The sequence below is a fragment of the Colwellia sp. MB02u-9 genome (assembly GCF_014077085.1).
GTDB lineage: Bacteria > Pseudomonadota > Gammaproteobacteria > Enterobacterales > Alteromonadaceae > Cognaticolwellia.
In genome coordinates, this window is record NZ_JACGVF010000099.1 from 49302 (window position 1) to 69990 (window position 20689).

17 protein-coding genes and 1 tRNA gene are annotated in these 20689 nt (G+C 38.5%); 12 read left to right on the plus strand and 6 right to left on the minus strand.

What is annotated here, in order from left to right:
- The first annotated feature begins 121 nt into the window (after positions 1–121).
- From H4J65_RS15175 to H4J65_RS15190, 4 genes are all read left to right on the plus strand, one after another.
- Entirely contained in the window at positions 122–1048 is a 927-nt protein-coding gene (locus tag H4J65_RS15175; protein ID WP_182136533.1) for a porin, read from the plus strand.
- A 222-nt stretch (positions 1049–1270) separates the two neighbouring features.
- Positions 1271–1972, plus strand: a complete 702-nt coding sequence (gene phoB, locus H4J65_RS15180; RefSeq protein ID WP_182136532.1) for a phosphate regulon transcriptional regulator PhoB — start codon at positions 1271–1273, stop codon at positions 1970–1972.
- Between the two features lie 10 nt (positions 1973–1982).
- The gene (gene phoR, locus H4J65_RS15185; RefSeq protein WP_182198721.1) at positions 1983–3281 is read left to right on the plus strand and encodes a phosphate regulon sensor histidine kinase PhoR; all 1299 of its coding nucleotides are present in this window, start codon (positions 1983–1985) and stop codon (positions 3279–3281) included.
- A gap of 661 nt (positions 3282–3942) precedes the next feature.
- Positions 3943–4902 carry a PstS family phosphate ABC transporter substrate-binding protein gene (locus tag H4J65_RS15190; RefSeq protein ID WP_182136530.1) on the plus strand — a complete coding sequence of 320 codons (960 nt, stop codon included), beginning with the start codon at positions 3943–3945 and terminating at the stop codon, positions 4900–4902.
- Between the two features lie 531 nt (positions 4903–5433).
- Here the strand turns inward: H4J65_RS15190 and H4J65_RS15195 are convergent.
- From H4J65_RS15195 to H4J65_RS15215, 5 genes are all read right to left on the minus strand, one after another.
- Entirely contained in the window at positions 5434–5931 is a 498-nt protein-coding gene (locus tag H4J65_RS15195; protein ID WP_182198722.1) for a glycine cleavage system protein R, read from the minus strand.
- Between the two features lie 41 nt (positions 5932–5972).
- Positions 5973–6332 (minus strand): PilZ domain-containing protein, encoded by a 360-nt coding sequence (locus tag H4J65_RS15200; RefSeq protein WP_182198723.1) that lies wholly within the window; start codon positions 6330–6332, stop codon positions 5973–5975.
- Between the two features lie 124 nt (positions 6333–6456).
- The gene (ettA, locus tag H4J65_RS15205; RefSeq protein ID WP_182198724.1) at positions 6457–8136 is read right to left on the minus strand and encodes an energy-dependent translational throttle protein EttA; all 1680 of its coding nucleotides are present in this window, start codon (positions 8134–8136) and stop codon (positions 6457–6459) included.
- A gap of 164 nt (positions 8137–8300) precedes the next feature.
- A complete protein-coding gene (locus H4J65_RS15210) occupies positions 8301–9590 on the minus strand; it encodes a diguanylate cyclase (RefSeq protein ID WP_182136526.1) in 1290 nt (429 codons plus the stop codon).
- A 656-nt stretch (positions 9591–10246) separates the two neighbouring features.
- Entirely contained in the window at positions 10247–10681 is a 435-nt protein-coding gene (locus H4J65_RS15215; RefSeq protein WP_182136525.1) for a CBS domain-containing protein, read from the minus strand.
- A gap of 341 nt (positions 10682–11022) precedes the next feature.
- On the opposite strand from H4J65_RS15215, the gene H4J65_RS15220 reads away from it, so the two are divergent.
- The 8 genes from H4J65_RS15220 (at position 11023) to H4J65_RS18085 (ending at position 19392) form a co-directional block, all read left to right on the plus strand.
- Entirely contained in the window at positions 11023–13149 is a 2127-nt protein-coding gene (locus tag H4J65_RS15220) for an ABC transporter permease subunit (RefSeq protein WP_182136570.1), read from the plus strand.
- A 15-nt stretch (positions 13150–13164) separates the two neighbouring features.
- Positions 13165–14802, plus strand: coding sequence for a phosphate ABC transporter permease PstA (gene pstA / locus H4J65_RS15225; protein ID WP_182198725.1), 1638 nt, complete (start codon positions 13165–13167; stop codon positions 14800–14802).
- Between the two features lie 89 nt (positions 14803–14891).
- On the plus strand, positions 14892–15716 hold the full coding sequence (gene pstB, locus H4J65_RS15230) for a phosphate ABC transporter ATP-binding protein PstB (protein ID WP_182136523.1): 825 nt from the start codon (positions 14892–14894) through the stop codon (positions 15714–15716).
- Positions 15717–15747: 31 nt separating this feature from the next.
- Positions 15748–16452, plus strand: a complete 705-nt coding sequence (phoU, locus tag H4J65_RS15235; protein WP_182136522.1) for a phosphate signaling complex protein PhoU — start codon at positions 15748–15750, stop codon at positions 16450–16452.
- A gap of 206 nt (positions 16453–16658) precedes the next feature.
- Positions 16659–17339 carry a TIGR00153 family protein gene (locus H4J65_RS15240; protein WP_182136521.1) on the plus strand — a complete coding sequence of 227 codons (681 nt, stop codon included), beginning with the start codon at positions 16659–16661 and terminating at the stop codon, positions 17337–17339.
- A 9-nt stretch (positions 17340–17348) separates the two neighbouring features.
- Entirely contained in the window at positions 17349–18644 is a 1296-nt protein-coding gene (locus H4J65_RS15245) for an inorganic phosphate transporter (RefSeq protein WP_182136520.1), read from the plus strand.
- 460 nt (positions 18645–19104) lie between these two features.
- A tRNA-Phe gene (locus tag H4J65_RS15250) sits at positions 19105–19180 on the plus strand.
- A gap of 86 nt (positions 19181–19266) precedes the next feature.
- Complete coding sequence (locus tag H4J65_RS18085) at positions 19267–19392, plus strand: hypothetical protein (RefSeq protein ID WP_259367636.1); 126 nt, start codon at positions 19267–19269, stop codon at positions 19390–19392.
- 45 nt (positions 19393–19437) lie between these two features.
- Here the strand turns inward: H4J65_RS18085 and H4J65_RS15255 are convergent, their stop codons facing one another.
- Positions 19438–20412, minus strand: coding sequence for a rhodanese-related sulfurtransferase (locus tag H4J65_RS15255; RefSeq protein ID WP_182198726.1), 975 nt, complete (start codon positions 20410–20412; stop codon positions 19438–19440).
- Between the last annotated feature and the right edge of the window lie 277 nt (positions 20413–20689).

Below are 20689 nucleotides of genomic sequence, written 5' to 3' on the forward strand. Positions count from 1 at the left end.
ACAAATTGTATTTTTTGGCATAATGGTGAAAAATTATTTCTTGATGTCACAATAATGTCATAAAGACTAGGCAAACTAAGCTCAATTATTTTTAGCCATACTAATTCTTAAAGGTATCAACATGAAACATACTTACAACAAAATCGCTGTCGTTTTATTGTCTTCTTTATCATTGTCGGCATTTGCAGCTGATGTTGAAGTTTACGGCAAAGCAAATCTTTCACTGCAATCTTCTGATGAAGGTGAAGGGTCATTTACAGAAGTAAAAAGTAATGCGTCACGTATTGGACTTAAAGGTACACATGATCTGGGTGAAGGCTTATCTGTTATCTATAAAGCAGAGTTTCAGGTTGACTTAGATGGTGATAGTGCAAAAGGCGATAGCATTACTGATCGTAACCAGTATGTTGGCTTAGCCGGTGGTTTTGGTGAGGTTTTATTGGGTAAAAATGACACTATGCTTAAGCAATCACAAGGCAAAGTTGATTTGTTTAGTGATTTAAATGGTGATATTAAAAGTTTATGGAAAGGTGAAAACCGCATGGCGGATACACTTTCTTATAAATCACCTAAATTTAGTGATTTTCAATTAGGTGTTACTTATATCGCTGAAGATGCGGTTGACGCAGAAGATGGTGTTTCTGTTGCCATATTTTACGGTGATGCAAAATTGAAAAAGTCAGCTATTTTTGCTTCTGTTGCTGTCGATTCTGACGTTAATGGTTACGATATTACTCGTGCGACTGTGCAGGGTAAAGTCTCTGGTGTTGTGTTAGGCGCCATAGTGCAAAGCCAAGAAAAAATAGATGGTAGCGGTGAAATGGATGGTTTCATGGTATCGGCTAAATATAAAATGGATAAAATAACCTTTAAAGGCCAATATCAAGCGGCTGACTTTAAAGACGGTGATGATAAATCTGGTATTACTCTCGGTGCAGATTATTCACTAGCTAAAAGCACTAAGCTATACACTTTTTACACCACTTTTGATATGGACAGTGGCGAAGACCAAGATTACTTAGCCGCGGGTATCGAATATAAGTTTTAACCATTGTAGTTGTTGATACATTAATGATTAAAAGCCGCTTTGTGCGGCTTTTTTCTTGCCTAATGGTTTGGTATCGATGATCATAACAACAATAACAAACAGATTAATGTTGTTTAGGGCTTAATAAATCAACCCAAGGATAATAATTCTATCGTTGTCATGAAACTGTCACAATAATTTATCACAATGTTTGCTATACGATTAGGCGATTAGGAAGGATACATGAGTAGACAGATTTTGGTTGTTGAAGACGAAGCCGCAATAAGAGAAATGATCATCTTTGTTTTGGAGCAAAATGGTTTTAATGCCATCGAGGCTGAAACGATAGAGCAAGCACAAGCTCAAATTAAAGAACCTTATCCTGACTTAATTTTACTGGATTGGATGTTACCAGGTGGCACAGGGGTAAAGTTAGCAAAATCATTAAAACAAAATGAGTATACCCGTACCATTCCAATTATTATGCTAACCGCTAGAGCAGACGAAGATGATAAAGTTAAAGGCTTTGAAGCCGGCATTGATGACTACGTAACTAAACCTTTCTCACCGAAAGAATTAATTGCTCGCATTAAAGCGGTTATTCGCCGCGTTGCGCCGACAGCGTTAGAAGAGACCATTGATTTTCACGGCATTACCTTAGACCCAGTCGCGCATCGAGTGTCAATAAATAATAAAAATTTAGACCTTGGCCCAACAGAGTTTCGTTTGTTACATTTTTTCCTAACCCATACTGAACGGGTTTATAGCCGAGAACAATTACTAGACAATGTATGGGGCACAAACGTTTATGTTGAAGATAGAACGGTTGATGTCCATATTCGACGTTTACGTAAAGCTATTTCTGGTGACGGCCATGAAGATTTTATTCAGACGGTACGAGGTTCAGGTTATCGCTTTTCGGGCAAAATTCAACCCTCAGGTTAATAACTAATTTATGTTTTTTCGCATTTCAGCTAGAACGCTTTTTACCCGTATTTTTGGCGTAATTATTGTCAGTGGTTTTGTTGGCTATTTGTTTGGCCAAACATTTCTTGCTGTCAGTATTGTCTCACTATGCCTGCTTGCTTGGCATTATAATCACTTGTTTAAATTGATTCAGTGGCTGTGGCAAGGAAAATCAATAGCACCACCACAAGCTAATGGCATTTGGGGCAGAATATATGATGGTCTTTATCGCCGTATTCGCAAGCAGCGCTTAAAACAGAAGCAACTTAATGAACGTATTCGAAAGTTTCGTGATGGCGCTGAAGCCTTGCCTGATGCAGCGTTAGTGCTATCAAATGAACTGATCATTTTATGGGGTAATAAAAAAGCGTCAAAGTTTTTAGGGGTGCGTTGGCCCGAGGATATTGGTTTACGTATTGACAACTTGATTCGATTTCCAGAGTTTTCTAAATACTTAGATGATGGCGATTATAATAGCCCTTGTTTAATTATTTCACCGATAAATAATGAGTTACAGCTTGAGCTGCGGATGATGGCTTACGGTAGTGATCAAATTTTATTATTAGCGCGTGATATCAGTAAAATACAAAGGTTAGAGGAAATGCGCCGTGATTTTGTTGCTAATGTATCCCATGAGCTAAAAACGCCTCTAACAGTGGTACGTGGTTATGTTGAAATGGTGCAAGCCAGTGAAACTGCGCTGGACCCACATTGGAAAAAAGCCTTTACCACGATAGAATCACAAGTGTCACGAATGGATAGGCTAGTTGAACAACTTTTAGTGTTATCACGAATCGAGCATAATGTTGACGCAGATAATCATCAAGAAGTTAATTTGTCGCGCTTAATCTTAACGATAATTGAAGAGGTGCAGTGGCTAAATCAAGATAAAAACCATAATATTAACAATGATATTGCGCCAAATATAAGTATTAATGGCAATGAACACGAATTAAAAAGCGCCTGCTTGAATTTAATTTCAAATGCTATTGCCTATACTCCGCCTAATGGCATTATTGATATAAGACTTGGTAATGACGGTAATAAAATACGCTTTAGTGTGAAAGATAATGGCCCCGGTATTAAACCTGAGCATGTTAATCGTTTAACTGAACGCTTTTTCCGTGTTGATAAGTCTAGATCACGTAATACGGGTGGCTCTGGCCTCGGTTTGGCGATAGTTAAACATGTGTTGAATCACCACCACGGTGAGCTTTCAATTGAAAGTGAGTGGCATCAAGGCAGCGAATTTATTATCTATTTCAGTCCTGAAATAGCTAGTAAATAGGTTTGTTAATATGTCTGCCTGTATGACTAAATATCATTGTTGGGTTATTTTTTTATCTTAAGATGCAAATAACTCATCTAAGAATAATAAAAGTCATTTGTAATTAATTTTACCTTCATTGTTTGTATAGTTTTGGCTAGCAAATCTATCACTTAGCAAGGCTAAAACGCTATATATTTTGACAGTAAAATAAAATGTTTAACCTGGTAATCAAAAGCTCAGTCTTCTGCAAATAAACTTAAAACTTACAGCGATTTTTAAAAACTGATGGACTAAAGTCCAACCTACAAAGGGCTTGCCGGTGATAATCTAGCCTGGGTGATTGTTTTGCTTTTAACTGAAAGTTATTTTAAAACCTGGTGGACTAAAGTCCACCCTACAAAAGATTTGCCGGTGATAATCTAGCCTGGGTGATTGTTTTGCTTTTAACTGAAAGCTATTTTTAAAATCTGATGGACTAAAGTCCATCCTACAAAGGGCTTGTCGGTGATGATGTCACCTTGGGTTATTGTTTTGCTTTTAACTGAAAGCTGACCGCTATTGCTTTTCAACTGACCGCTTTTTTAGTTTGTCATACAAGTGTCACAAACTTTACTTATTATTGTCATATTCACTTTCTATAGTGTTGTTAAATTAATTATAGTTCTCATCGGAGAGTAACATGAGTTTAAAAAGTACATTAGGCGTTATTGGTTTATCAAGTCTTATCAGTTTTTCTGCATTTGCAGTTGAGAATGAGTTACCAATCTATAAAAAAGTCAGTGGTGTTTCAGGCAATGTTTCGTCTGTTGGATCAGATACCTTAGCTAATATGATGACATTTTGGGCGGAAGAGTTTAAACGCATATATCCTAATGTTAATGTGCAAATACAAGCGGCAGGTTCATCTACAGCGCCACCGGCATTAACGGAAGCAACATCTAACCTTGGCCCAATGAGCCGTAAGATGAAGTCAAGTGAAATTGAAGCGTTTCAAAAGCGTTATGGTTACAAGCCAACGGCTGTTCGAGTCGCTATTGATGCTTTAGCTGTGTTTGTTCACAAAGACAATCCGATAAAGGGTCTTCGCATAGATCAAGTTGATGCTATTTTTTCAAATAACCGTAAATGTGGTGCTTTCAAAGATGTTGAACGCTGGGGAGACTTAGGGCTAACAGGTGATTGGAGCGCTAAAGATATACAATTGTACGGTCGTAACTCAGTGTCAGGTACTTACGGTTACTTTAAAAAAGAAGCACTATGTAAAGGAGACTTTAAAAATAGTGTTAACGAACAGCCGGGCTCAGCATCGGTTGTACAATCGGTTTCTGCCTCATTAAACGGTATTGGTTATTCAGGCATTGGCTATAAAACCTCAGGCGTTCGCGCATTGCCATTGTCTAGAAAAGGTGAAAACTTTATTGAAGCTAATATGGAAAATGCAATTTCTAAAGAGTATCCATTATCACGCTTTTTATATGTTTACGTTAATAAGCACCCGATCAAACCTTTAGCACCTATGGAAGCTGAATTTTTGAAAATGGTCTTGTCAAAATCAGGCCAAGACATTGTAGAAAAAGATGGTTATATTCCATTACCTGCTTCAGTTGCTGCAAAAGAATTTAAAAAATTAGGCTTATAAAAAACTAGCCTATACCAGTTTAGCGCATAGAAACTTAGCGCATAGAAGCTTAGCAAATAAAAAAGTCCGCAATCAGCAATGATTGCGGACTTTTTATGTTCAGGACGAACAGTATGCTGCGATCACATGGATGTGAAAGAGCAGCGATATTCAGGACGAAGGGTATGCTGCGATCACATGGATGTGAAAGAGCCGCTATGTTCAGGATGCAGGATATATCGCGGGTGCATGGATGCACAGCAGGGGGCATGTTCAGGACGAACGATCATTTTTTCCCAGACAAAAACTAAGCACCAACCTCCATGTTGGCAATACTGCCATCACATTGCCATTCTTTGCCATCTTGGTCATTGCGCTATGTAATATGCTACGAACTTACCTTTATATAAGAACATAGCACCAGGGTATTAATAGAAGCTTTAAGTCGATATGAAAGAGTAATAATATTTTTATAAAATAATATAAAAACATATAAAACAGTATGAAAAACAAGTTAAGGCATTGCTAGCGTCTTGGGCAATAGTTAGTTTTTTAGCGAGAAATATCTACCATCAAGTCATCGGCGAGGTTTTCAAGCGCATCAATCATAGAGTCGATAGCTTTTGTATTAGTCGAAATAGTAACTTTTGCTTTGAATAATTTATGGCCGGCATGTGGTGCGCTTTCTTGTGTACTCACCAGTTTAAGTAAATTACCACCATGATGATGAATAGTAGAAGATATTTCTTGAATTATGCCCGCTCTATCGTTTGCCGTTAGTTCTAAAACAAGCAAGGTTTCAGGTACTGAGTCATTAGGTTGCACATGTTCTATTTGCATTTTAAAGCCGGTTAAGGCCGCGAGTTCACTCGATAATGCTGCTGAGCTTTCAGGGGCAACGGCAATGTCGATCACGCCAGCAAAAACGCCTGATATCTGATGTAAACTAGACTCTTGCCAATTGGCTTTATGCTGACTGATAAGGTCAGATAATACTTTGACTATGCCAGGGCGATCTGCGGTGATGAAAGATATAATAAGATGATTCATAATAAATCCTTTGAAAATTTAGTTGAAGTTGCGCGTATTAATTAAGGTCGAGTTAGCTGTGACAGTTCTTTATGAAATTGCTTATCGTCTGCAAGGTTCAGTTCAATTAAGCGCCGTAATAAACTCACACTGTCAATATCAATACCATTGCATTGCAGTCCAATTTTATTGCTTTCTTGATGAGCAACGGTGACTTCCATGATGATTTTAGCGCCAAAGTCATCTAATTTAAGTGATAGTAAACCCAATTTTTTTTCAAGGAATAGGCCTTTAGTATCAGCAAAAATTAAAACGCCTTTTAATGATATATCATGAATATTGACATTAAATACTTGCTGCTCTATTGCTAACTCTGCCGGTATAGAAAAAAGAATACGTGTAAATTGGCGTCTATTTTGCATTGATTTTCATTATCAAAATGAGTTTAATTATCAAAAAGTGATTTACTCAGCATAGCCCTATTCTAATAAAAAGGCACCTTAATTAATTTATTAAGGTGCCTTTTACTTGTTGTTAACTAGTTAGTTAACCTATTTTTTTATATTTTATTCTATGTGGTTCAGCTGCTGCTGGACCATAAGTTTTCTTCAACCATTCTTCGTATTCTGTATAATTTCCTTCATAGAAGTTGATGTTGCCTTCATCACGGTAATCTAAAATATGGGTGGCGATGCGGTCAAGGAACCAACGGTCATGGGAAATAACCATGGCACAGCCTGGAAATTCTAACAGCGCTTCTTCTAGTGCACGCAAGGTTTCAACGTCTAGATCGTTGGTGGGTTCATCGAGCAGTAATACGTTACCACCTGTTTGCACTAATTTGGCTAAATGAACACGGTTACGCTCACCACCAGATAAGTCACCAATGATCTTTTGTTGATCATTACCTTTAAAGTTAAAGCGGCTAACGTAAGCACGACTTGGAATTTCAAAACTACCAATTTGTAAGATTTCATGGCCTTGAGATATTTCTTGGTATACGGTTTTACTGTTGTCCATGTCATCGCGAAACTGATCAACACTAGCAAGCTTAACGGTATCACCGAGTTCTACATGACCAGAGTCTGGCTGTTCAGCACCTGACATTATTTTAAATAAGGTTGATTTACCAGCACCGTTTGGTCCGATAATACCGACAATAGCCCCTTTAGGTACGCTAAAGCTTAAGTTATCAATCAGTACTCTATCCCCAAAAGATTTGGTTAAGTTCTTAACATCTAATACTTTATCACCTAAACGAGGTCCTGGTGGGATGTACAGCTCGTTTGTTTCATTACGCTTTTGATGATCTTGGCTATTAAGCTCTTCAAAGCGAGCCATACGGGCTTTGCTTTTTGACTGACGCGCTTTTGGATTTGAGCGTACCCATTCAAGTTCTTGTTTAATGGTTCTTTGCAAGGCACTTTCAGTTTTACTTTCTTGTTCTAAACGGGTGTTTTTCTGCTCTAACCATGAAGAATAGTTGCCTTCATAAGGAATACCATATCCTCTATCAAGCTCAAGGATCCAACCAGCGACATTATCTAAGAAATATCTATCATGCGTAATAGCAACGACGGTACCAGGATAGTCATGTAAGAATCGCTCTAACCAGGCAACAGATTCAGCATCTAAATGGTTGGTGGGCTCATCAAGTAGCAACATATCAGGTTTTTGTAATAACAAACGACAAAGTGCAACACGACGACGTTCACCACCACTAAGTACACCAATTTTTTGTTCCCACTCAGGTAAACGTAAAGCATCAGCGGCGCGCTCTAAGACGTTGTCGATATTGTGGCCGTCTTGGCTATTGATAATATCTTCTAATTGCCCTTGTTCCTTTGCTAAAGCGTCAAAGTCGGCATCGGGCTCTGCGTAGTCTGAATAGACTTGGTCTAATCGTGCTATGGCATTTTTTACTTCAGAAACGGCTTCTTCAACAATTTCACGGACGGTTTTTTCTTCGTCTAATATTGGCTCTTGTGGCAAATAACCTATGTTAGTACCTGGAAGTGCTTTTGATTCACCTTCAAATTCGGTATCAAGACCGGCCATAATACGCAGTAAGGTAGATTTACCTGAGCCATTGAGACCTAGCACACCAATTTTTGCACCAGGAAAGAAAGAAAGTGAGATGTCTTTTAAAATTGTGCGTTTAGGTGGAACTACCTTGGAAACGCGGTTCATCGACATGATGAATTTATCGGGTAATGGTTGTGCCATGAAAAACCTTTTTTAGACAGTGTGAGTAATGTCGCTATTCTAGGTTAATAGTGACCTTGTTGGCAATGAGGTTTTATGGGCTTGATGTCGTTAAGCTAAAAGCTATCTGTGTTTGGCATCGCAAATTAATCGCTTGGGTTTTAATGCGCTTAAGGCTTTGATGATTAGTCGATTAAATATACGTGATTCCTCCCCTGAGACTTAGCTTGATATAAAGCACTGTCAGAGCGGGCATAGAGATCTTGAAAGCAATTGTCGCTAGCTTTTAACACCGAAACCCCCAAACTAATTTTTATTGATAACATAATGTTTTTGTTAATAAGTATTGGCTTTTTATCCAATAAGTCGCGTAATCTTTCTGCGGCTTGCAAGCTTTGAGACAGGCTAATGTTGGGTAGTAATATTGAAAACTCTTCTCCGCCTATTCGGGCAAAAATATCTTCGGCTCTGATAGTGGGAGTAATGAGTTGCGCAATTTTGATTAACACTTGATCGCCAACAGGGTGGCCATATTGATCGTTAACAGTCTTAAAGTGGTCAACATCTAACGAGATAACAGCCAGTGCTTGTTGGTGTCTTTTCGCCCGGTTGAACTCTCGATTAGCATTATCAAAAAAATAACGACGGTTGTAGATACTGGTCAATACATCGGTATTAGCCAGTTGTTCAAATTTTTCTTTCAGTTGATATAGTTCAGTGACATTGGTGGAAAAGGCTATCATAGTTCTCATATCACCTCTTAATTGGAAAGGTACTTTTGTGCTGAGGTAATGTTGCGTTTTCTTGTCAGGTGACTCTAATGTTTCGTTGATCACTACTTTTTCGTTGCCCTCAAATGCGAGTTTGTCAGTTTGCCAAAAGTGATCGGCATAGCTCGGCGAAACAACATCGGTATCAAGTTTACCAATAATTTCTTCTGCAGGCAGACCAATCAGTTCGGCTACGCGCCTATTAACATATCGGTAGCGGCGTTTAGCGTCTTTCATGTAAATGTAGGCATCAATATTATTTAAAATAACGTCGAATAAATGCTTTTGATCCTGATTATCCTCTTCTAGTAATTTTTGCATGGTAATATCTGTCGATATCCCTGAAAGACCAATAATTTCGCCCATCTCATTGAATATAGGATTTTTAATGGTTTTATAGGTGTGCACTTTGCCGGTAGATTTAATCAGATTACTTTCTTCAAAAGCTAACGAAACTTTACCAAAAATAACCTTACGATCGTTTTTAAGCAATTCATCAAGCACATTTAAATCAAAAAAGTAGCTATCATCTTTACCTATAATATCTTGAACAGAGGTTTGAAATAACGCGGCAACATCGGCATTAACATAGGTGTATTTACCGGCTAAATTTTTGCAATAAACATAGGAGCCAATATTATCGAGCACACTAGTCATTTCATGCACTTGTTGCAATAAAGCAGCTATATTTTTTTTATAGGCCATACGTACATCCCATCTCATCCCTGTTATTTGGCTTAATACCAGTATATCTCTCTGAGACTTAACCTAGCAGTTTTTATAACAATCAGTAACATTTTTATGAAAAGATATTTACAAGTAAGCACTCAAAATAGGCATTTAATATCTGCTTTAGGGCGTTAGATTAAACATCTTCAGCTGTATAGTATTGAAATATAGATTGAAATATAAATTAAATTTCACTCGTTTATACACTGTGATGGTTTTTTATGTATTTTTTTAGTCTGTATTTAAGCGACTAAATTAAAACGGCTAACTCATTTTATTAATAACGTCTTATTAAAGGTAATTTATTAAGCATGATTTGCTAAAAACTATTTGCTACACACGATTGAATGCAACTAATGCTAAAGAGTTATTAGGTAAGTATTTAGCGCAGCAAACCATTGAGTTGGCAGAGCAGAAAAGTGATATTTTCTGCAGCAATGATTTTCTGCACTAATGAGAAGGAGTGTTATCTAAGCGTTATGATGAGCAGCCAGCATTTGAGAGCTTTGCTGAAAAACCTCCTGCATAAGCTAAACACAAAGCGGGCTGTTCGATGTTATCTGCTAGCTGTTAAGTTTCTATCGCGGTTTTACTGTTTATTACACTAGAGCGATTAATAAATTTGGGTATTATTACTTACCGTTGTCTTGATTTTTGCGACGATATTGCACCGCAATGACCTTGATGATATCGCGCCAAGTAATAACACCAATAGCACATTTATTTTCATCAACAATAGGCAGGCAAGATATTTTATGATCATGAAATAGCAATACTGCTTCAGATAAGCTGACATCTTCTGTTGCGGTGATCAGTTCACGAGCCATGATTAAATGCACTTTTTTATTCAATATAAAACTATCTTGCGGGGTTTGTTTACGCGTACCTATAGTGGGGCTTAAGTTTTTCCATAAATCACGGTCGGTAATAATGCCTGTTAAGGTGGTTTTATCTTTGATCAAAATATGATGAATATTATGTTGATCAAACAAGTTTTTAGCACTCTCTAAGCTGTCATCTAACTCTAACGTTATTAAATTACGTTGCATTATTTTATTAATATTCATGTTGTTATTTTTCCTTCTGCCCAATGCGCGGTTATTTTAATAGGTTTGGTTATTTCATTGATAACATTTAATAACATTTAATAAGTCATAACATAACTAAAAACTAGCAAGTTGTCGCTGTTATTTTTAATGGCGGTGTGAGATAAAAAAACACCTTGTCACAAAACTGTCATGTTGCTGTCTTACAATAGCCGCAGTTAAAAAATTATCATAGTTGAAGGTGTTTTTAAGTGGCCATTGCTTCTAAATCAGCAAACTATCGCAAAGTGAAAAATTCATTAGCAAAATGGATAATTACCTTAGGCGGTATCAGTGTTTTATTTACGCTAGTATTAATATTCATGTATTTACTCTACGTAATTAAACCTATCTTTGAATCTGCAAAAGTTGATGTAACCGCAAAATTTGTTATCAACGAAGAATATAAAGTGCTAGCAACAGGCGTTGATGAATTAAAAGAAGTCGCCTATAGCATTACTGAACAAGGCAAGATTAACTTTTATCAATTAGTTGATGGTGACGGGCATAAAGCCGGTGACAAAATACTTTCTCAACCATTGGTTGCTGATGGCGAAAGCCTAGCGCAGCTGATTAATGTGGGGCAAAAGCAAAAGCTATTAATTGACAGTGCTGGCAATGTTCAGCTTATTGTCCCCAGTTTTACGGCTAATTTCACCAGTGGTAAAAGGGTCATTATTCCTAGTATTCGTTATCCGTTAGGTAAAGAATATTTACCTATTGATGAAAATAATGCAGCAATTACCAAGCTGTCATTTGCTATGGATGATGAAAAAGCAATTTTCGTTGCTTTTACCCAAGATAATCGCCTGATTAAAACTACCTTGTTAGCTGAAGATGACTTTAATTACGACACGGCGTATGACGTGCAATATCAAGAAATTGATTATGAGGCAAAGCAGGTTAATGATATTTTGGTATCGTCAGGTTTGTCTATGGCGTTTGTTCGCCAAAATGATCAAGTCGCTGTGTTTTCATTAGATTATGAACCCGAGCTAAAAGCGACCATTATTCCGCAACTGGCACAAAATAAATCAACACCTAATCATATTACCAGTATGGCGTTATTGTCAGGTGGTAGCTCAATTTTATTAGGCGATGACAATGGTTCAGTCAGTCAATGGTTCGAAGTTGCCACAGATGAAGGGCGTGAATTTAAAGAAATCCGTCGTTTCAAAGTGAGTGACAATGAACCGATAACCGCCATATATACCGAGCAATATCGTAAAAGCTTTTATACCGAAACACCGTCAGGTGAAATGGGCATGTTTTATACCACCAGCGAAGCAGATTTATGGCGTGGTAATTTACACCAAGGTAATGCTCAAGCGCTTTCTATTGCCCCTCGTGCCGATGGTTTAGTGGTATTTTCGAACAACGAATTGGCTATTTTCTCTGTCAAAAATGAGCACCCAGAAGTTACTTGGCAAGCACTTTGGCAAGAAGTTTGGTATGAAAGTTATCCTGAACCTGAGTTTATTTGGCAATCTACTTCTGGCTCTGATGATTTTGAAGCAAAATTTTCTTTGGTGCCCATTTCGTTTGGTACCATTAAAGCCGCATCATACGCTATGATGTTTGCCGTACCTATTGCCTTAACTGCCGCCATTTATACGGCTTACTTTATGACGCCTGGTATGCGCAGAAAAGTTAAACCGACCATTGAGATGATGGAAGCCTTGCCAACCGTTATTCTAGGTTTCTTGGCTGGACTTTGGTTAGCCCCTATTATTGAAATTTACTTACCGGCTATCTGCTTATTGCTGGTTTTTATTCCATCCTCAGTGTTTATTACCGCTTTCTCATGGCACAAATTACCTCGAAAATACAAAACACTTATTCCTGAAACATGGGCACCTATTATTTTAATACCGGCTATTTTACTGGCGTCTTATGCGGCATTCGCCTTATCTCCTGTGCTTGAATTACACTTGTTTGGTGGTGATGTTCGCCAATATATTACTAATGATTTAGGCATTAGTTTTGACCAACGAAATGCTTTAGTTGTGGGTATTGCCATGGGATTTGCGGTTATTCCTACGATATTCTCTATGGCTGAAGATGCTATTTTTAGTGTCCCTAGGCATTTAACCAGTGGTTCTTTGGCATTAGGCGCCACTCAATGGCAAACCTTAATTAAAGTGGTGTTACTGACCGCCAGCCCAGGCATATTTTCTGCCGTTATGATGGGACTTGGCCGTGCGGTGGGAGAAACCATGATTGTGTTAATGGCAACCGGTAATACCCCGATTCTTGATTGGAGTATTTTCCAAGGCATGAGAACACTTGCAGCAAATATTGCGGTTGAAATGCCAGAATCGGAAGTGGGTAGTTCTCATTATCGTATTCTGTTCTTGGCCGCATTTGTTTTATTTGTATTTACGTTTGTAGTCAATACGCTAGCTGAATTTGTACGTCAGCGTTTGCGTGAAAAATATAGCTCATTGTAAGGAAGGCGACATAGCATGAATAATTGGTTTAAGTCTGGCTCTCCTTGGGTGTGGTTGTCAGCAGGTGGTGTTAGCATCAGCCTGATATCGGTTTTAGGTTTACTGGGGTTAATCGCCTGGCGCGGTTTAAGTTATTTTTGGCCAGCAGATATTTATCAGTTTGAAATGACTGATGAGCAAGGTAAAAATTTAACGGTTATTGGTGAAATTTACGAAAGAGAAAGTATACCTGCATCACAGTTGGTACATCTAAATCTCAATATTGACGAGTCAGCTGAAACTATTGAGCGACTATTAATTAAAACCGGTAACCGTGAATTAGTCAGTTTAGACTTTCGCTGGATTTTAGTACCGCAAATTAATAACACCTCTTTACCTGAAGAGTTAGTGGTTATTGAGCGTCGCACTAATGGTAATTTCTATGGCTTTATCGAGGAAGTTATTCTAGATGGTCAGGTGGTAGAGCAAAATGAAATGTTACAGCTCGTTGAGCGAGTTAGTGACTTTCAAGCTGAAATGGAAGACTTACAAAAGTCTGATATTGGCGCCATTAACTATCAAATAGAACGCACGCGCTTAGAAGAGCGCAAGCATATACTTGATGACACGCTTACTCCGCAATTGCAGCAAGAGTTTAAAGATAAAGTGGCAGGCTTAAAGGCTGATTATAGTGTGCTAGAAGAGCAGTTGATGGCTTTACGTGAGAAAATCTCCCGTGACCAAATTGTTGTGCGCGCTATGGATGGACAAAAAGTTACCATTAATTTTGAAGATGTATTACAGGTTACCTTTAATAATAAACTCAACGTGTTTGAAAAGCTGAAAATGTTTTTTAGTCAAATTGGGGCATTTGTTAGCGAAGATCCGCGAGAGGCGAACACCGAAGGTGGTGTATTTCCGGCAATATTCGGTACGGTATTAATGGTGCTGTTAATGACAGTGATTGTTTCGCCATTAGGTGTTGTTGCCGCCATTTATTTGCATGAATACGCCGGTAACAATGCGCTCACAAAACTACTACGCATTGCCGTCATTAACCTTGCAGGTGTACCCTCTATTGTTTATGGGGTATTTGGTTTAGGTTTCTTTGTCTATATGGTGGGGGGTAGCTTAGACGATTTGTTTTATGCTGAAACACTGCCTAGCCCGACCTTTGGTACGCCAGGCGTGATGTGGTCAGCGCTTACCTTGGCTATTTTAACCTTACCTGTAGTTATTGTTTCAACTGAGGAAGGCTTATCGCGTATTCCTTCTGCTATGCGACACGGTAGCTTAGCTTTAGGCGCCACTAAAGCTGAAACCTTATGGCGTATTATTTTACCTATTGCGAGTCCGGCGATTATGACCGGCATTATTTTAGCCATAGCACGTGCGGCAGGTGAAGTTGCGCCATTGATGTTAGTTGGTGTGGTGAAAATGGCGCCAAACTTACCCCTGGATGGTAACTTCCCGTTTTTACATTTAGACCGTAAATTTATGCACTTAGGTTTTCACATTTATGATGTTGGCTTTCAAAGCCCCAATGTTGAAGCGGCCAGACCTTTGGTTTATGCCACGGCATTATTATTGGTGAGTATTATTGTTGCTTTGAATATAACCGCGGTCTCGATTCGTAATCGCTTGCGGGAAAAATATCGTATGTTAGATCAATAAGCTCAGACGATAAAACCAAGCAATTTAAAAAATTAAAAGATGCACGGGAAGTAATTCCTATCTATTGAACAAGATTTAAAGAGAATACTATGATTTCTGTTACCCCAAAAAAATTATCAGAACACAGGGTTAAGCTAGATCTTAATAACCTGTCGCCAGAGCAAGTCGCTTTAGAAATTAAGAACCTAGACTTATATTATGGTAACAAGCAAGCATTGCAAAATATTTCAATGTCGATTCCTAAGGGGCAAGTCACTGCTTTTATCGGACCCAGTGGTTGTGGCAAGTCAACCTTGTTGCGTTGCATCAACCGGATGAATGATTTAGTCGATATTTGTAAAATAACAGGTGAAATAAACCTTAATGGTGAGAATATTTACGATCGCCATACCGATGTGGCGGCTTTGCGTCGTAAAGTAGGTATGGTATTTCAACGGCCAAACCCTTTCCCTAAATCTATCTATGAAAATGTTGTTTATGGTTTGCGTATCACCGGGGTCAACAATCGCCGTGTGCTAGACGAAGCGGTAGAAAAAGCCTTGCGTAGTGCGGCGTTGTGGAATGAGGTTAAAGACAGGTTACATGAGAGTGCTTTGGGGCTTTCGGGTGGTCAGCAACAACGTCTAGTGATTGCGCGCGCTATTGCTATTGAACCTGAAGTGTTATTATTAGATGAACCAACATCAGCTTTGGATCCTATTTCAACTTTAACCATTGAAGAATTGATCAATGATTTAAAGAAACAGTTTACTGTGGTAATTGTTACCCATAATATGCAACAAGCGGCGCGTGTGTCAGATCAAACTGCCTTTATGTATATGGGTGATCTTATTGAGTATAGTGACACCAATACCTTGTTTACGACGCCAGCAAAGAAGAAAACAGAAGATTATATTACTGGCCGTTACGGTTAAATAAAATTGACGATAAACAGAGGGTTATACCGTGGATAATTTAAATATTGGTCGTCATATTTCTGGCCAGTTTAACGAAGACTTAGAACGTATTATGAATCATGTTATGCACATGGGTGGCTTGGTTGAAAAACAGCTAGCTGATGCACTAACATCGGTTTGTGATGCGGATGAAGCGCTAGCGAAAAAAGTGCTCAACAACGACTATTTGATTAATAACGCCGAAGTGACTATTGATGATGAGTGTACGCGTATCATTGCCAAGCGTCAGCCAGCAGCAGGTGACTTACGTCTAGTGATGGCGATTGTAAAAACCATTACTGATTTAGAGCGTATTGGCGATGAAGCAGGTAAAATTGCTAATGTCACCTTAGAAAGCTTATCAGGTAAGCATAAAGACCTATTATCGAATTTGGATAATTTGGGTCGTCATGTATTAACCTTTTTACAAGCCACTTTGGATGCGTTTACTCGCATGGATGTTGAAGCAGCGATTAAAGTACATAAAAACGATGATAAAATTGATCGTGAATATGAAGCCTTAATGCGCCAACTTATGACTTATATGATGGAAGACCCACGTTCAATTCCACAAGTGATGAGTGTTATTTGGTCAGCCCGAGCGTTAGAGCGTATTGGTGACCGTTGTCAAAATATTTGTGAATACATTATTTATTTTGTCAAAGGTAAATCGGTGCGTCATACCACACCTGAAGACTTCGAGTCTTTATCTTAAATCATTAACTTAAATTAATGTATTTAGTTATAGACATTATTGGCTATTGTATGGCTAATAATGTCTATACTTTTAATGGCACAGATAATCAACAATCATGCTATAAACAGCCACTGTCTTGTGATAAAACCTTTGAATTCACTTTCAAATGCTTTAATATCCGCGTCGAATAAAAAACAAAGAGCTTAAGCTCCTGGAAATTAATTATGGCCAGAAACTCGATAATTGGCATATTTGCAAAGTCGCCAATTAAACCCTTAGAAAAACATATTCGAATAGTACATAAGTGTTGTAGTCAGCTTGTGCCTTTTTTCGCGGCAGTGACCGAAGAAGATTGGAGCAGTGCAGGAAAAATTCGTAAGAAAATTTCTAAATTGGAATGTGATGCTGACGATTTAAAACGTCAAATTCGCTTAGAACTTCCAGGCGGTTTATTTATGCCCGTCGATCGTGCTGATTTACTAGAGTTATTATCTCAACAAGACAAAATTGCCAATCGCGCAAAGGATATTGCCGGACGTATCTTTGGCCGAAAATTAACCATTCCTACCGAATTACAAGCGCAGTTTATTGCTTATGTAGCGCGTAGTATCGACGCAGCTGAAAAAGCCGCAGATGCAATAAATGAACTGGATGACTTATTAGAAACTGGATTTCGTGGTCGCGAAGTTGATTTGGTCACTAAAATGATCAGTCAACTTGATGAAATTGAAGATGAAACAGATGGTATGCAAATTAAATTACGTAAAGATTTACTAAATATTGAAAAAGATTTAAATTGCATAGATGTGATGTTTTTATATCAAATCATTGATTGGGTTGGCGACTTAGCTGATCTTGCCGAACGTGTTGGCGCACGTTTAGAAATTCTTTTAGCTAGAAAATAAGGCTGACTTATGGAAATTTTACTCACTCATGGCTCTACGTTAGTCATGATCGCCGCTGCTGTCGGCTTTTTTATGGCATGGGGCATAGGTGCAAACGATGTTGCTAATGCTATGGGAACATCAGTTGGTTCAAAAGCATTAACCATTAAGCAAGCTATTATTATTGCAATGATTTTCGAATTTGCTGGTGCATATTTAGCCGGTGGTGAAGTTACATCAACCATACGTAAGGGCATTATTGACCCAGCGTTATTTGTCGATATCCCTGAATTATTAGTCTTTGGTATGATTTCTGCCTTATTAGCCGCCGCTACTTGGTTGTTAGTAGCGTCTGTTTTAGGTTGGCCGGTATCTACTACTCACTCAATTGTTGGCGCTATTATCGGCTTTGCTGCCATCGGCATAAGCCCTGATACAGTCGCTTGGGGTAAAGTAGGCGGTATTGTGGGTAGTTGGGTTGTTACACCGTTGATCTCGGGTGTTATTGCTTTTATTATTTTTAATAGTGCACAAAAACTCATTTTTGATACCGACAAACCATTAGAACAAGCAAAACGTTATGTGCCGTTTTACATGTTCTTAGCGGGTTTTGTTTTATCGTTAGTGACCATTAAAAAAGGTTTAAAACATATAGGTTTAGAGAATATAAACTTAGGTTTTTATAACTTTGAAATTGCTGGCGCTGGTGGCTATTACCTAGCGATTATTGTCGCTGTTATTGTTGCTATTATTGGTAAGTATTTTATCACTCGTCTTAAATTTGATGAAAAAGCAGATAAAACTACACATTACGCTAATGTTGAAAAAGTATTTGCTGTCTTGATGATAGTAACCGCTTGTTGTATGGCGTTTGCTCATGGTTCAAATGATGTTGCCAATGCCATTGGGCCATTAGCTGCTGTCGTTAGTATTGTCGATAACGGTGGTGAAATTGCCAAGAAAGCTTCACTAGTTTGGTGGATTTTACCACTGGGTGGTTTAGGTATTGTTGCCGGTCTTGCATTGTTTGGTCATCGTGTTATGGCCACTATTGGTACTGGGATTACTCACTTAACACCGAGTCGAGGTTTTGCTGCTGAGTTAGCCGCTGCATGTACAGTCGTTATTGCTTCAGGTGCAGGCCTACCTATTTCAACCACACAAACATTAGTGGGTGCGGTGCTAGGGGTAGGAATGGCGCGTGGTATTGCTGCTATTAATTTAGGTGTAGTGCGTAATATTGTTATCTCTTGGGTGATTACATTACCTATAGGTGCAGGTCTTTCCATTATCTTCTTCTGGATAATGAAAGGTATATTTAGCTAATAGGCTAAGTATGAAAACGTAAATCAAGCCAGCAAATATGCTGGCTTTTTTATCTTTAGCCCTTTCCTAGCCATCCCTGGCTCCACGGCATCAGTGCTTAGATGCACGTAGATGTGAAAGCATGATAATGTTTAGGCCTTTCCGGTATGCACTTTTTCGCGGCATTTTTTGTGGTATTTTTCGTGGCATTAGTACGGCTCGGTAATTGCTCAGGTATTACTGCATTGACTTAGCTGCTTGTAATAACCTGTTCGTCAATGTGCAAGAGTGATGAGGTGGGTGAGGTAATAGGATTGCTATGAGTTGAGATAATGGCATGACTGCTGTTTTTTTATGCTATATCAAGTAATTATCAATACAAGTCAATAAAATGGCTTGCGAGCGAGTTTAATTCCCGATACTATGTCGCTTCTTTCAAAGTGAATACTATGTTTATCTGGTTTATTCATTTAAAGACAGTGCCTTGATAGCTCAGTCGGTAGAGCAGAGGATTGAAAATCCTCGTGTCCCTGGTTCGATTCCGGGTCAAGGCACCATATTATATTCTAGTAAAAAGCATTCTAGTAAAAAATATTTTAGTAAAAAATCTAAAGCCTTAACATTTATATGTTGAGGTTTTTTTTTGGCTGAAATTTACCTTTGCTCTCTCTTGATTATTGTTGTTGATATTATTGTTGTTGATATTATTGATGTTATTGATGTTACTGGGCCGGTAAGTATTTTTATCAGACATAAAAATGCCCGCTAATTAGCAGGCATTTTATTTAGTTCGTTTGATCTGTTGGCAAAAAACCTATTTTTTCTGAGCCTGTTTACTGGCACTTTTAGTGGCTCGACGCTCGGCTATTACTTGTTTTATGTCGCCGCCAATATGTTCTTCACCACGCGCTTTAGCAAGGTTGATTTGTTTTTCACGCTCCTGAAAGCCACTTTTTTGCTCGTCAGTGTATTTATCATAACAACGTGGGCAACTTACGCCTTGAATATAATGCTCGCTGGTTTTTTCTGCTGCTGTAATTGGATAACGACAGGCATAGCATTGGTCATATTGACCACGTTCTAAATCATGGTTAACGGCCACTCGGCTGTCAAATACAAAGCATTCGCCTTGCCACATGGTGTCTTGTTCAGGGACTTCTTCAAGGTATTTTAATACGCCACCTTCTAGATGGTAAACTTCTTCAAAGCCTTGCTCTTTTAGATAGGCGGTGGACTTTTCACAACGTATACCGCCGGTGCAGAACATAGCGACTTTTTTGTGTTTATTTTTATCTAAATTTTTCGCGACATATTCAGGAAATTCACGAAAGCTTTCGGTATTTGGGTTGATAGCATTTTTAAAGCTGCCAATTTCTACTTCGTAATCATTGCGGGTATCTATCAAGAGCATTTCGGGATCAGAAATAAGGGCATTCCAATCTTTGGGTTTAACATAAGTGCCAACGGTAAGTGTTGGATCTATACCTTCGACACCCATGGTGACAATTTCTTTTTTTAATTTAACTTTCGTGCGAGCAAAAGGGTTGTCTTGATGAAACGAGCATTTAGCTGACACGCCAGATAAACGACTGTCACTGTTAATAAAGGCGAGTACGGCGTCTATGCCAATTTGTGATCCAGCGATAGTGCCGTTGATACCTTCAAGCGCTAAAAGTAAGGTGCCTTTAACTGCATTGTCTTCCATCACTTGTAGCAAAGGTGGCTTAATAGCGTCGAAGTTCTCTAAGCGAACAAATTTATATAAGGCGCAAACGGTAATGTTATTCATATTTTATTGACCCATTGAGCGAGCCTGATAGTAAGTCAGGAGCTATAGATTGAATGTTAACCTACCGCTAAGGCAGGCGTGCTAATTTTACCATATATTGATAAATCGGCAGCATTCTAGCAAATGTCGATTCTGGCGAATAGTATTTAGATCATTTTTTTTAATGGCAAGTCAAGTGTGGCTGTAAACTTGGCCCTGCCACATATTGTTGACAGCTGTTTATCAAGTATATTTTCTTGGCATAGCCTTTATGAGAACGCTTGTTATAATACGGCGC

Bases quoted from the DNA above. Each gene is read 5' to 3' on its own strand.
- H4J65_RS15220 (WP_182136570.1), top strand. From the start codon at position 11,023: ATGTATTTACTCTACGTAATTAAACCTATCTTTGAATCTGCAAAAGTT.
- H4J65_RS15215 (WP_182136525.1), bottom strand. From the start codon at position 10,681: ATGAATATTAATAAAATAATGCAACGTAATTTAATAACGTTAGAGTTA.
- H4J65_RS15200 (WP_182198723.1), bottom strand. From the start codon at position 6,332: ATGCAAAATAGACGCCAATTTACACGTATTCTTTTTTCTATACCGGCA.
- H4J65_RS15245 (WP_182136520.1), top strand. From the start codon at position 17,349: ATGGAAATTTTACTCACTCATGGCTCTACGTTAGTCATGATCGCCGCT.
- ettA (WP_182198724.1), bottom strand. From the start codon at position 8,136: ATGGCACAACCATTACCCGATAAATTCATCATGTCGATGAACCGCGTT.
- H4J65_RS15195 (WP_182198722.1), bottom strand. From the start codon at position 5,931: ATGAATCATCTTATTATATCTTTCATCACCGCAGATCGCCCTGGCATA.
- H4J65_RS15240 (WP_182136521.1), top strand. From the start codon at position 16,659: ATGGCCAGAAACTCGATAATTGGCATATTTGCAAAGTCGCCAATTAAA.
- phoB (WP_182136532.1), top strand. From the start codon at position 1,271: ATGAGTAGACAGATTTTGGTTGTTGAAGACGAAGCCGCAATAAGAGAA.
- H4J65_RS15175 (WP_182136533.1), top strand. From the start codon at position 122: ATGAAACATACTTACAACAAAATCGCTGTCGTTTTATTGTCTTCTTTA.
- H4J65_RS15255 (WP_182198726.1), bottom strand. From the start codon at position 20,412: ATGAATAACATTACCGTTTGCGCCTTATATAAATTTGTTCGCTTAGAG.
- H4J65_RS15210 (WP_182136526.1), bottom strand. From the start codon at position 9,590: ATGGCCTATAAAAAAAATATAGCTGCTTTATTGCAACAAGTGCATGAA.
- H4J65_RS15190 (WP_182136530.1), top strand. From the start codon at position 3,943: ATGAGTTTAAAAAGTACATTAGGCGTTATTGGTTTATCAAGTCTTATC.
- phoR (WP_182198721.1), top strand. From the start codon at position 1,983: ATGTTTTTTCGCATTTCAGCTAGAACGCTTTTTACCCGTATTTTTGGC.
- pstB (WP_182136523.1), top strand. From the start codon at position 14,892: ATGATTTCTGTTACCCCAAAAAAATTATCAGAACACAGGGTTAAGCTA.
- pstA (WP_182198725.1), top strand. From the start codon at position 13,165: ATGAATAATTGGTTTAAGTCTGGCTCTCCTTGGGTGTGGTTGTCAGCA.